This is a genomic window from Methylophaga sp. F7, assembly GCF_056863975.1.
The window spans coordinates 461171-473300 of the sequence record NZ_CM166511.1; the positions used below are offsets into that span (position 1 = coordinate 461171).

The 12130-nt window shown below is 48.2% G+C and carries 10 protein-coding genes; 8 read left to right on the forward strand and 2 right to left on the reverse strand.

Annotated features, from left to right (window positions below; translation table 11 throughout):
- Positions 1-2: 2 nt before the first annotated feature.
- The 4 genes from lysA to xerC are packed head-to-tail and all read left to right on the forward strand — an operon-like array spanning position 3 to position 3693.
- Positions 3-1256, forward strand: coding sequence for a diaminopimelate decarboxylase (lysA, locus tag AC08OG_RS02355; RefSeq protein WP_292401063.1), 1254 nt, complete (start codon positions 3-5; stop codon positions 1254-1256).
- A gap of 4 nt (positions 1257-1260) precedes the next feature.
- Entirely contained in the window at positions 1261-2109 is an 849-nt protein-coding gene (gene dapF, locus AC08OG_RS02360) for a diaminopimelate epimerase (RefSeq protein WP_482929995.1), read from the forward strand.
- Positions 2085-2795 (forward strand): DUF484 family protein, encoded by a 711-nt coding sequence (locus tag AC08OG_RS02365; protein WP_482929996.1) that lies wholly within the window; start codon positions 2085-2087, stop codon positions 2793-2795. The genes dapF and AC08OG_RS02365 overlap by 25 nt, the downstream gene beginning before the upstream one ends.
- Positions 2785-3693 carry a tyrosine recombinase XerC gene (xerC, locus tag AC08OG_RS02370; RefSeq protein ID WP_482929997.1) on the forward strand — a complete coding sequence of 303 codons (909 nt, stop codon included), beginning with the start codon at positions 2785-2787 and terminating at the stop codon, positions 3691-3693. The genes AC08OG_RS02365 and xerC overlap by 11 nt, the downstream gene beginning before the upstream one ends.
- A 663-nt stretch (positions 3694-4356) precedes the next feature.
- On the opposite strand, the gene polA is transcribed toward xerC, so the two are convergent.
- Complete coding sequence (gene polA, locus AC08OG_RS02375) at positions 4357-7071, reverse strand: DNA polymerase I (RefSeq protein WP_482929998.1); 2715 nt, start codon at positions 7069-7071, stop codon at positions 4357-4359.
- A gap of 91 nt (positions 7072-7162) precedes the next feature.
- On the opposite strand from polA, the gene AC08OG_RS02380 reads away from it, so the two are divergent.
- The 4 genes from AC08OG_RS02380 to hldE are packed head-to-tail and all read left to right on the forward strand — an operon-like array spanning position 7163 to position 11024.
- Positions 7163-7498 carry a DUF2782 domain-containing protein gene (locus AC08OG_RS02380; RefSeq protein ID WP_292401047.1) on the forward strand — a complete coding sequence of 112 codons (336 nt, stop codon included), beginning with the start codon at positions 7163-7165 and terminating at the stop codon, positions 7496-7498.
- 27 nt (positions 7499-7525) lie between these two features.
- Positions 7526-8482, forward strand: coding sequence for a homoserine kinase (locus AC08OG_RS02385; protein WP_482929999.1), 957 nt, complete (start codon positions 7526-7528; stop codon positions 8480-8482).
- A 28-nt stretch (positions 8483-8510) separates the two neighbouring features.
- Entirely contained in the window at positions 8511-9548 is a 1038-nt protein-coding gene (gene waaC / locus AC08OG_RS02390) for a lipopolysaccharide heptosyltransferase I (protein WP_482930000.1), read from the forward strand.
- 30 nt (positions 9549-9578) lie between these two features.
- Positions 9579-11024 (forward strand): bifunctional D-glycero-beta-D-manno-heptose-7-phosphate kinase/D-glycero-beta-D-manno-heptose 1-phosphate adenylyltransferase HldE, encoded by a 1446-nt coding sequence (gene hldE / locus AC08OG_RS02395; RefSeq protein ID WP_482930001.1) that lies wholly within the window; start codon positions 9579-9581, stop codon positions 11022-11024.
- A gap of 158 nt (positions 11025-11182) precedes the next feature.
- On the opposite strand, the gene AC08OG_RS02400 is transcribed toward hldE, so the two are convergent.
- Positions 11183-11932 carry a DODA-type extradiol aromatic ring-opening family dioxygenase gene (locus AC08OG_RS02400; RefSeq protein ID WP_482930002.1) on the reverse strand — a complete coding sequence of 250 codons (750 nt, stop codon included), beginning with the start codon at positions 11930-11932 and terminating at the stop codon, positions 11183-11185.
- Positions 11933-12130 lie beyond the last annotated feature (198 nt).

A 12130-nucleotide genomic window follows, 5' to 3' on the forward strand; every position in this document is an offset into this window, starting at 1 on the left:
AAATGCAGGATTATTTCACTCAAAAACATGGAGAGTTGCATGCCGAGCAGCAATCTTTAATTGATTTGGCGGCGCAATTTGGCACTCCTACTTATGTGTATTCCAGAGCTGCACTCGAACAGCATTGGAAAGCCTTTGATGATGCATTCAGTGCTTATCCGCATTTGGTCTGTTATGCGGTCAAAGCTAACTCTAATCTGGCGGTCCTGAATGTGCTTGCCAGACTGGGATCAGGGTTTGATATTGTGTCTGCCGGTGAATTGGCTCGTGTCATAGCAGCAGGTGGTCAAGCGGAGAAAACAGTGTTTTCCGGTGTTGGTAAAACCGCTGAAGAAATTGGTTATGCTTTGAAAACCGGTATTCGCTGTTTTAATGTGGAATCGATCCCTGAGTTGCAACGTATCAGTGATGTGGCCGTCAGTCTTGAAAAAACGGCTCCGATTTCCATTCGTGTCAATCCGGATGTCGATGCGCAAACCCATCCATATATTTCCACTGGCCTGAAAGAAAACAAATTTGGCATTGCCATTGATGATGCGCTGGCGGTGTATCAGCAGGCAGCTTCTTTGCCGAATCTGCAAGTGATTGGTGTGGATTGCCATATTGGCTCCCAACTGACCTCTGTTTCCCCCTTCGTTGATGCTCTGGAACGTGTGCTGGCGTTGATTGATGCGTTGGCTGAGCAGGGCATTCAAATAAAACATCTCGATATCGGCGGCGGACTGGGGATTTGTTATCGCGATGAAAAACCGCCAACTCCAGCTGAATATGCCAAAGCAATGCAGGCTTTATTAAAAGATCGTGATCTGGAAATCATGTTGGAACCCGGTCGGGCGATTGCTGGTAATGCCGGTGTGTTGCTGACGAAAGTGGAATATATCAAAGCCACAGAAGCCAAAAACTTCGCTATTGTCGATGCGGCGATGAATGATTTATTACGCCCAGCATTGTATCAATCATGGATGGCGATTGAAGCCGTCAAACCCCGTCAGGATGAAGCTGAACAGGACTTTGATATTGTCGGTCCGGTCTGTGAAACCGGTGACTTTTTAGGCAAGGATCGCAGTCTGGCGATACAAAGCGGAGATTTACTGGCGATTCGCTCCGCTGGGGCGTATGGTTTTACCATGAGTTCCAATTACAACTCGCGTCCGCGGGCCGCTGAAATTATGGTCGATGGAACAAATATGCATGTGGCGCGTCAACGCGAGTCGGTTGAAAGCCTCTATGCAGGTGAGCAGGTATTGCAGGATTAATCCTATGTTGAAATTCAGCAAAATGCATGGCCTTGGTAATGATTTTGTGGTGATTGATGCCATCAATCAGTCTGTGCAGCTGACTGCAAAGCAAATCCGTTTTATGGCGGATCGACATTTCGGTATTGGCTGCGATCAACTGTTGCTGGTGGAAAAAAGTGATCTGAAAGATGTCGATTTTCGTTATCGGATTTTTAACGCTGATGGCGGCGAAGTATCTCAATGCGGTAATGGCGCACGTTGTTTTGCCAGATATGTACGTGATAATGGCCTCACCACAAAGGATTCCATTGCAGTTGAAACGGCTTCCGGGGTGATTTATCCCACCTTGCAGGCAGACGGTCAGGTCTGTGTTGATATGGGAAAACCCCGCTTCTCGCCAGAACAAGTCCCATTTAACGTAGTTGAGCAGAGTAATACCTATATGCTGGTGGTCGAACCAGGACGTCAGGTGGAAATTGCTGCATTATCAATGGGCAATCCCCATGCGGTTTTATTGGTCGATGATGTGACCACCGCGCCTGTCGGCGAATTGGGACCTAAAATTGAAAACCATCAGCAGTTTCCGGAACGGGTCAATGTCGGCTTTATGCAGCTGGTAGATCACGAGCATATTAAATTGCGGGTGTATGAACGTGGCTCTGCTGAGACCACGGCTTGTGGAACCGGGGCCTGTGCGGCAGTAGTCAGTGGAATTCGTCGCGGGATACTTGGACGTCAGGTCAGTGTTTTACTGCCGGGCGGCACATTAGAAATCAGCTGGCCGGATGAAAATGCTTCCGTATGGATGACCGGACCAGCACAACATGTATTTGATGGAGAAATTGCGTGGGCAACACTCAACAATCTGTAAGCGCTGAACAGGTCAGTGAATTTTTACGTCAGCACACAGATTTTTTAATCGATCAGCCGGATTTATTGTCCGAACTGGAATTCGACAACACACCTGAAGGCACCATTTCGCTGGCACAGCGCCAACGTCAGCAATTACGCCAGAAAAATCAGCATCTGCACGAACAGCTGCATGCATTAATCGATAATGCACATAGCAATGCTGCATTGCAGCAGCGAGTCCATCAACTCTGTCTGCGATTGATGGACTGTCAGGACATGCACAATCTGCTGGCAACGTTGATGCAACAATTACAGCAAGAATTCTCAGCTGACGGAGTGTCGTTAAGACTGTTTTACAGTGGCGATCAAAAACCGAAATTACCTACGGTCGAAGGCAATATCGTCGAAATGCATGCTGATGACAGCCAACTGAAAGCATTTGATCACATTCTGGGCAAGCAACAACCCGTTTGTGGTCGACTGACCAAGGCGCAGAAACAGTTACTGTTTGGTGATAAAGCCGATGAAGTACATTCGGTGGCCTGTTTACCATTAGGACATGAGCCCTGTGCCGGTTTGCTGGCGATTGCCAGCAGTGATGCCAACCGCTTCCATGCTGATATGGGCACTGAATATCTGAGCTTTCTAGGGGAAGTATTTATGCGTCTGCTGCGTCGTTTCTGCCACGGCCAGAATGACAGCTGAGCTGCAAACCCCTCTGCAGGAGTTTCTGCAGTATCTGGAGCAACAGCGCCGGGTTTCGCCGCATACCGTTCTCAATTATCAGCGCGACTGTCAGCAGTTAGTTGACTACTGTGAGCAGCAATCATTTACCGATTGGCAGCAACTTAAACCGGCAGATATTCGTCTGTTTATTGCCCGCCTGCATCGAAAAGGTTTAGGTGCACGCAGTATTCACCGTTTACTGTCAGCCATTCGAAGCTTTTATCGCTATCTGCTCAAAGAAGGCTTGGTCGATCATAATCCTGCCCAATCAGTACAGGCCCCCAAAGCTGAAAAGCGGTTACCAAAAACCCTTGATGTCGATCAAATGAATTCGCTACTCGACAGCACACCGGCTGACACTTTTGTCGCCTGCCGGGATCGAGCGATTATGGAATTATTCTATTCCTCTGGCCTGCGGCTGGCAGAGCTGGCGGCATTGGATTTACGTGATGTCGATTTCGGCCAGCAACTGGTGCATGTTATCGCCGGTAAAGGTAATAAAGGAAGAATTCTTCCGATTGGCCGTACCGCGATTGAGGCGCTGAAAGTCTGGCTCGATAAACGTGATCAGAATGGCCTGTTTCAACAACAGGCCTTATTCACCACCCAGCAGGGCAAGCGCCTTGGCGTGCGTTCTATTCAGCAACGCCTGGCTTTCTGGGGCAAAAAACACGGTATCTCCGAGCATGTGCATCCGCATCGGCTACGTCATGCATTTGCCTCGCATATGCTTGAATCCAGCAGTGATTTGCGGGCCGTGCAGGAGTTGCTAGGGCATTCGGATATCAGCACTACGCAGGTTTATACTCATCTGGATTTTCAACACCTGGCAAAGGTTTATGATGCCGCGCATCCTCGGGCTAAAAAGCGTTCTTAGGATATTAACCACAGAGGCACAGAGGGCACGGAGTTGTAAAAACTGTTTATCCGCAGATTACGCAGATGGACGCAGATTTTTAGATAGAAATTAAGACGAGATTTAGAAAAAGGTACAGATCTTAACGGTTCTCCGAAATCCCCTTTTGTGTTGCCGGAAAAAATGGTTATCGCAGGATCAGAAATCGGAATGTTTGAGCGAAGCGAGTTTTTCGATTTCCCTGTGATGGCCATTTTTTTCGGAGAGCCGCAGGCCAGCACAAGGGGTGCCTTTTCTTTTGGTTCGTTTTCTTTGGGCAAACAAAGAAAATGAACTCGCCCTTAGGCGAAATTATGCTTTAGGTTCATTTTCCCTATTTAAGTTGATCTTTCGCTCACGCGAGTCAGGGGCTTGCGTGCCCAAGCCCCTAACAACCCAAGGGCACCCCATGTGCTGGCCTGCGGCTTCACTGCGTTGCTCGGTTTATCTGGGGATTGGTCAAAACTCGCTGCGCTCACAAATTTGTCTGGAACAAATTTGGACGCCGAAGGCGCCCGAAGGGTGAGTGGCATGGATGCCACGAATCAGACACTGACCAATCCTTATCCAGATAAACCTGCGCTACTCGTCAGCACAAAAGGGGATTTAGGGGGTAACATTTGAGCTCGGTGGTTGATTACCCCGTTAGTGTGCCTGTTCCCAATTATCCCCAACCCCAATACCCACTTCTAACGGCACAGCCAGTTCTGCAGCTTTGATCATAAATTGCTCAATTTCAGTTTTCGCCAAATCAAGCTGATCTTCGGGCACTTCAAATACCAATTCATCATGTACCTGCATAATCATACGTATGCCAGTATCGGCTTCAAGCAGCCAGTCATGAATCGAAATCATTGCGCGTTTGATAATGTCCGCGGCGCTGCCTTGCATCGGGGCATTAATCGCGGTGCGTTCAGCGTACTGGCGACGTAGACCGTTGCTGGAGTTGATTTCCGGCAGGTATAAACGTCGGCCGAAAATAGTTTCGACGTAACCATCTTTTTTGGCCTGTTCGCGGGTATTGTCCATGTATTTTCTGACGCCGGGATAGCGTTCGAAATAGGTTTCCATGTATTTGGCGGCTTGATGACGTTCGATGCCGAGTTGTTTGGAAAGTCCGTGGGCGGACATGCCATAAATCAAACCAAAGTTGATGGCTTTGGCACTGCGGCGTTGATCGCCGGTGACGTTTTCTGGCTCTACGCCAAAGATTTCAGAAGCGGTATGGCGATGAATATCTTCACCTTCGGCAAACGCAGTCAACAGGCTTTTATCACCGGATAGATGCGCCATGATGCGTAGTTCAATTTGTGAATAATCGGCTGCCAGGATCTTGGCCCCTTTTCCTGCGACAAAGGCTTCACGAATCTTGCGTCCGGTTTCAGTACGGATCGGAATATTCTGCAAATTCGGATCGGAAGACGATAACCGGCCGGTGGCAGTGACCGCCTGATGATAGGAGGTGTGCACACGTCCGGTTTGTTGATTGACCTGCTGTGGCAGTTTGTCGGTGTAGGTGGATTTCAGCTTACTTAAGCTGCGATATTGCATAATGATTTGCGGCAGTTCATAGCCATCATCTGCCAGTTCCTGCAGTACATTTTCTGCAGTTGATGGCTGGCCTTTAGGTGTTTTTTTGCGAACCGGCAATTGTTGCTGGTCGTAAAGAATTTCCTGTAGCTGCTTTGGTGAACCCAGATTGAATTTGGTCCCGGCAGATTCATGAGCTTGTTTTTCCAGCCGGTCAATATCATGCGCTAATGCGTCGCTTTGCTGCTGCAGCATAAAGATATCGATATGCACGCCATTGCGTTCCAGCGTGTTCAGCACCGGCAGCAACGGCATTTCCAATTCACGATAAACCGTTTCTAAAGAGGGGATCGCCTGAATTTTTGGCCATAGAATATGATGTAACTGCAATGTGATATCGGCATCTTCACAAGCATAAGGCGAGGCTTCTTCCAAGCCTATTTCATTGAAGGTCAGTTGCTTTTTGCCTTTACCGGCAATGTCTTCAAAATGAATGGTGCTGCGATTCAGATATTTTTCGGCCAGCGAATCCATATCATGGCGGGTTGCCGTGCTATCCAGCACATACGATTGCAACATGGTGTCATGGGCAATGCCCTGCAAATCAATGCCATGATTCAGCAGAATATGCCGATCGTATTTCAGGTTCTGACCGACTTTCAGGGCCTTGGGATCTTCCAGTAATGGTTTCATCAGAGCCAGCGTGGCATCAAAATCCAGCTGATCCGGTGCGCCCGGATAATCATGCGCCAGCGGCAGATAAGCAGCTTCACCCGCTTTAATGGCAAATGACATACCAACAATCCGAGCCTGTAGATAATTGAGGCTGGTGGTTTCGGTATCAAAGGCAAACAGTTCAGCTTTTTTGAGTTTATCCATCCAGCTATCCAGCTGCTGCTGAGTCAAGATGGTTTCGTAATGGGTTTCATTGCTGGTGGCTGGTTCATCCGTTTTTGTTGAAGCCGCAGCAGCAGGCGCAGAATCTAATTCCTGTAGCCAGCTTTTGAATTCGTACCGACGATAAAGCTCTGCCAGTTTTTGATTATCCGCCGCCTGCATATCCAGCGTTTCCGGGGTGAAGTCCAGCTCGACATCCATCTTGATGGTCGCCAGCTGATAGGAGAGTGGTAAGTCATCTATCGCTGCTCGAAGCTTCTCACCCAGCTTGCCTTTTACTTCATCAGCATGTTCGATAACGCCCTGTAAACTGCCATATTGTTGCAGCAGTTTAGTTGCAGTTTTGGGACCGACACTATCAACGCCAGGGATGTTATCCACTTTGTCACCCATCAGCGCCAGATAATCGACAATTTGCTGCGGGGTCAGACCAAATTTTTCCTGCACCGCGGCAATATCGGTTTTAGTGTTATTCATGGTGTTGACCAGCGTGACATGCTCGCTGACCAGCTGCGCCATATCTTTGTCGCCGGTAGAAATCACGGTTTCAATTCCGGCTGCAGTGGCCTGTTTGGCCAGTGTGCCAATCACATCATCGGCTTCAACGTTATCAATGCAGAGCAGCGGCAAGCCCATGGCTTTAACAATTTCATGGATTGGCGCAATCTGTTCGCGTAAATCGTCCGGCATTGGCGGGCGGGTGGCTTTATACTCGGCATACAGATCATTACGGAAGGTTTTGCCCTTGGCATCAAATACCACGGCCATATGTTCAGGTTGATAGTCACGGATCAATTTACGCAGCATATTAATGACGCCATAAATGGTGCCAGTGGATTCGCCATCGCTGTTGGTCAGTGGCGGCATCGCATGATAAGCGCGATACAGGTAGGAAGAGCCATCAACAAGTATAAGTGGTGCAGTTTGAGTCATAGTTCACAAGGCCTGAAATTAGTGGCAAACAGATTGCTTTTATCATCGTAGCGGAAATGCTATCTTTATCGGAAATTAGTGGAGCCAAGTCATGTTAAAACCGTTCGCCATTGTATGCGCAATCAGCGCAATGTTCACAGGAAGTGCCTGGGCTGGGGCTGCGGGTCCTGATTTATCTGAACCGCCTGTTGTGCCGCCTACGTTACAGGATGGCGAAAGCATTGAACCTGAAATCACCATTATCCAGGAAGAAGATCGCACCATTGAAGAGTACCGCGTCAACGGTCAACTTTACATGATCAAAATCACCCCGGATATCGGCCCATCCTACTACCTGATGGATACTGATGGCGATGGTTCACTTGAAACCCAAAAACATAACCTTGCCAATCCCGAAGTGCCGAACTGGATCCTGTTGGAATGGTAACAAAAACTCCCGTTAACTGAGATTTTCATGTCTGTTTATACCGAAGTCGGGCGCGATGACTTAATGGCGTTCCTCGGCGACTATGCCGTTGGTAATCTGATTGATTATCAGGGCATTTCTGCTGGAATCGAAAATACTAATTATTTTGTGACCACTGACCAGGGCGAGTTTGTGCTTACTCTGTTCGAACAGCATGAGTTTGCCGAATTGGATTATTTCCTGGAAGTCATGACGTTTTTCTTCAAACATGGCATTCCCTCTGCGCATCCCGCTGAAGATAAACAGGGGAATTACCTCAAGTCCTTATGCGGTCGTCCAGCGGCGCTTGTTATGCGTCTGGCGGGACATACAGTTGATGAACTTGCCACACTGGGCCAATGCGAAGCCATCGGCGATATGCTGGCGCAAATGCATCTGGTGGGGCAGAAGTTTAAACACCGCCGGGCAACGCAACGCGGGGCCGACTGGCGCGAATCCATGGCTGAAACCTTGTTACCACATATGTCTGACGAGCAGGCCGACATGCTCAAAGCCGAACTGGATTTTCAGCAACATTACAGTGATTTGGATTTACCGTGGGGTGTCACACATTCCGATTTATTCCGTGACAACGCCTTGTTCGTCGACAATGAACTGCAGGGCATTATTGATTTTTACTATGCCTGCGATGAATTTTTGATTTATGACCTGGCCGTAGTGGTCAATGACTGGTGTGTTAACGAACAAGGCTTGATTGATAACGAGCGTTACCAGAGGTTGATGAACGCTTATCTGCAACGTCGTCAACTTAATGAGGCCGAACAGTCCAACTGGAATCTGGTGTGCCGTGCTGCGGCATTACGTTTCTGGCTTTCGCGTTTGCAGGATCAGCTTTTCCCACGTGAAGGTGAAATGACGCAGATTAAAAATCCTGATGCATTTCTGAACATCCTGCAGCAGCATCGTCATAAGCCATTGTCTTTAAATACTTTGCAAAACGCTTGATGTTATTTCATCAGGCGTTTTTCCGTATATGAAAGTATTAATCATCAAGCTCACCTCGATGGGCGATTTAATGCATGCGTTACCGGCGCTGAGCGATGCGGTAAAAGCCTTTCCCGGCATTGAGTTTGACTGGGTTGTGGATGAAGCCTTTGCCGAAGTGCCTAAATGGCATCCCAATGTTCGTAAAGTGATTACTACATCGCATAGACGCTGGAAGAAATCCGCCTGGCAAACCCTGACCGGTGGTGAATTACGCCAGTTTTATCGTGAACTTAATCTCGATGATTACGATGCAGTTGTTGATATGCAGAATAATCTGAAAAGTGCGCTGGTCAGTAAGTTACGGCGTGGCCCTGTATATGGTCTGGATAAACAATCCTGTCGTGAACGCCCGGCTCATATGGCTTATCAATATCCGATAACGGTCAATCCACAGCAACATGCCGTGGATCGGATGCGGCAGATCCTGTCACAGGCGCTGGATTATTCACTCCCCAAAACACCTGCTAAATATGCGGCGAATTTCAGTAAATATCCGTTACCGGAACTTGAGTTTGCCTTACCTGATCGTTATTTGATGTTTGTACATAATGCCAGCTGGCTGACCAAGCTCTGGCCGATTAATTTCTGGCAACAACTGGTGTTTCAGGCGCGAGCTGAAGGCTACGCGGTGCTTTTGCCTTGCGGCAATAATGAAGAATATCTGCGTGCTCAGCAGATCGCCTCAGTCGATCCAATGGCATTTGCGTTACCGCGATTAGGCCTGAACGATATCGCGGCAATAATGCACCACGCGGCAGGTGCCGTATGCAGTGATACCGGATTAGCTCACCTTGCAGCCGTAGCCGGAACACCAGCATTAACCTTATACGGTGCGACAGACACAGCGTTGATTGGCACTTATGGCAAACATCAGCAGCATCTGGTCAGCGAATTTAACTGCGCCCCATGCTATAAACGCAAATGTCCATTACCCGCCTCACGCAATGGCGAACCTGTCTGCATGACTGAAATGACGCCAGAAATGGTTTGGCATGGACTGCAACCGCTTTTAGCCGCACAATAACCGCTTTCTCAAATCAATAAATCAAACGTTATGAAAAATGCATTCCCGGATTTTCGGCAGGCCAATGTCGTCGTAATAGGCGATTTGATGCTGGATCGCTTCTATTTCGGCAAAACCAAACGCATCTCACCTGAAGCGCCGGTGCCGGTAGTGAACGTTGAACGATTGGAAGATATTCCGGGTGGTGCCGCCAATGTTGCGATGAATATTGCTTCCCTTGGGGCCAAATGCAGTTTGTCCGGCATTACCGGTCAGGACGAAGCCGCGCAGGTGTTACAACAGCGACTGGGGTCTGTCAGCATTGAATGTGCTTTTCATCAAACGGCCAACCATCCTACCATCATTAAATCCCGCATTATCAGTGCGCATCAGCAACTGTTAAGGATGGATTTTGAAAGCCGCTTTACCGCGGAAAGCGCAGTTGGGATGACTGAAAAAGTCACCTCATTACTGGTCAACGGTGGTGTGATGGTTTTGTCGGATTACGACAAGGGCACGCTGCATGATCCACAACAGTGGATTAAGCTGGCCAAAGCCAATTCCATGACCGTGCTGGTCGATCCAAAAGGTAATGATTTCAGTAAATACCGTGGCGCGGATTTAATCACGCCTAATCTCACCGAATTTGAAACGGTGGCGGGCGAAATTCAGTCAGAAGCTGACTTGATCGAAAAAGCCAAAAAACTGATTGCTGACTACGATATTAAGGCCGTATTGATCACCCGCAGTGAACAGGGCATGTCGCTGATCACTAATGACAATGCCGAGTTCCATTTACCGGCCATTGCCAAAGAGGTCGCAGATGTCACCGGAGCTGGGGATACTGTGATTGCCACACTGGCAGCCGCACTGGCAGCTGGACAATCGTTGCAACAAGCCGTGACTTTAGCTAATGTCGCCGCCAGTATTGTGGTCAGCAAACTGGGTACCTCGACTGTCAGCGAACCTGAATTGTTTGCCGAATACCAACGCCATCAGGGCACCCATCAAAGCGATCATTCCTTTGCCGGGGCAGTGACAGTCGAGCAATTAAAAATCGCCGTTGATCAAGCCAAAAAACGTGGCGAGAAAATCGTCTTTACCAATGGCTGTTTCGATATTCTGCATGCCGGTCATGTCAGTTATCTGCATCAGGCGCGTGCTCAGGGCGATAGATTAATTGTCGCCATTAACAGTGATGAATCGGTCACCAAACTCAAAGGCAAAGGCCGTCCGATTAACACCGCCGATCGCCGTCAGATTGTACTGGCAGGCCTGGCGGATGTGGATTGGGTCACCGTCTTTGAAGGTGATACCCCAGAAGATCTGCTCAGAGCAATCCAGCCGGATATCCTGGTTAAAGGTGGCGACTATGATAAAAAAGGCGTGGTTGGCTGGGAGATCGTCGAAGGTTACGGTGGCGAAGTCAGAGTCATGGGCTTAACCGAAAACTGCTCCACCACGGCCATCGTGAATAAGATTCATCAGGATAGATAAACAATATTTATCCGCAGATTACGCAGATGGACGCAGATTATTCATTTAGATAAATAAACCACAGAGACACAGGGGGCACAGAGAAAGATTGGATTTTTGTGTTAATAATCCGCCCATAAATACATGCTCGCTTTTTTATTGAGCACCTGTAATTCAAATTATTTTGAACAGGCCGTTGCAGCAAATCCATAACAGACGTGAAGGGGAAGCAAGTGCTCCTCCCTTGGATGGCAATAGCGTGCAAATGGTGCTGACTGCCAATTGATAAGTCTTTTTTCTCTTTCAGTTTCAGTCAGCTTTTCATCACAACAAGTTTCAAGTAACCAATCCTCAAATGACTCGTTCATGGTTTTTGCTTCATCCGTCACAGGCGTGAAAAAAGCCCGCATATTGTGAAAGGAAAACCCGGAACCGATCAACAGCAACGATTGATCACCCAACGTTTGTAGAGCCTGTCCCATCCTGATATGCAGCTCCGGGTCGAGACTGTTGACCAAAGACAATTGAACGCAGGGGATATTCGCTTCCGGATACATGATTTTTAACGGTACAAACAAACCGTGATCAAAACCCCGGCTATCATCAAGTTTTGCTTCAATACCAGCATTCCTCAACGCTTCAGCCATTAACTGCGATAACGCCGGGTTCCCCGGACAGGGATATTCAATCTCATACGACTCTTTGGGAAACCCGTTGTAATCATAGATAAGCGAAGAATTTACACCAGAAGTAATGGTCGGAGAATTTTGCTCCCAATGAGCGCTAACAACGATGATGGCAGATGGGCGTTCTATGGATGCCGCGATATTTTTCAAGCAGCTAACCATCTCCTCATGACTTTTATCGCCCAGCAACGGCATTGGCCCACCACCATGAGATAAATATAATGCTCGATGTTGATTGTTCATTGGGATTCCTCACTGATAAATAAACCACAGAGGTTTCAAAGAAATCTATCCGCAGATTTCACAGATGGACGCAGATTATTAGGGTGTTTTTGTTAGGTGGGGTTGAGCTTGCTTTCTCTTTTTACAGTGAATGCTAGTGGTAATGGGCGGCTAGGTGCGTAGCGCCGGAGGCGTCCCCATGACCACATTGCTAATATG